This window comes from Simplicispira piscis, assembly GCF_054783455.1.
Genome location: NZ_BAAGQN010000021.1, coordinates 1 through 761, shown reverse-complemented (window position 1 = coordinate 761; position 761 = coordinate 1). Strand labels below are relative to the sequence as shown.

The following is a 761-nucleotide window of genomic DNA, read 5'->3' as shown; positions in this document are numbered from 1 at the left end:
GTTTGTGCAAAGGCGGGGGCTGCGAGGGTGGCCAGTGCGGCCAGGGCTACAAGGGTGCGTCGTTGCATGAGAAGGTCTCCTGTTGTGATGGCTGTCTATTGCACAGTTCGTGCCAATCTGCAAGTTATTGATTTGTAAAGATTTTTATCTACAATCAGCAACTATCGCTTGAAATTCAGACAATTAAATTGTCTGAATTTCAGGCAATTGTCTTGGTTTTTATCAGGGTTAATACGGCTTCTCAACGGCGATTGCGGATGGGCAGATCCATTTCGTGCGGCTTGATTTCGCGCACAAGGTAAAGATCGGCCATGGTGCCCGGCCGTGCGCCCGGAGCCACGCGAAAGTGGTACATGCTCTGCAGGGCCTGGTGGTCCTCGGCCCGAAAGGTCATTGGGCCCTTGGGGGTGTCAAAGCTCATGCCCTCCATGGTCTTGATGAGGCGGTTGGTATTGGTGTCGCCCCCGGTTTTTTTCAAGGCGGTGACCAGCGCCATGGCCGATGAAAAACCACCGGCCGTGAAGAAGTCGGGCGGAGACTTGTGCTTCAGGTAGTGCTGCGTCACCAGCCACAGGTTGGCCTGGTTGCGCGAGAAACCAAAATAGTAGTAGGTAGCGCCTTCCATGCCAGGAAACTGGTTGTAGGCCACCATGGCCGGCAAAATATTGCCACCCGTGGCAATCTCTATGCCATAGCGCTTCAAGTCCATGTCGGCAATCTTGAACGGATTGCCCGCGCCCGCCCACACGATCCAGATGATC

Annotated in this window: 1 protein-coding gene; it reads right to left on the bottom strand. The window is 54.4% G+C overall.

Annotation, left to right across the window (positions count from 1 at the left end):
• Positions 1 to 241 precede the first annotated feature (241 nt).
• Positions 242 to 761: ABC transporter substrate-binding protein (locus tag ACYVOC_RS15590; protein ID WP_461162392.1), on the bottom strand; the 520-nt coding region annotated here is incomplete at its 5' end.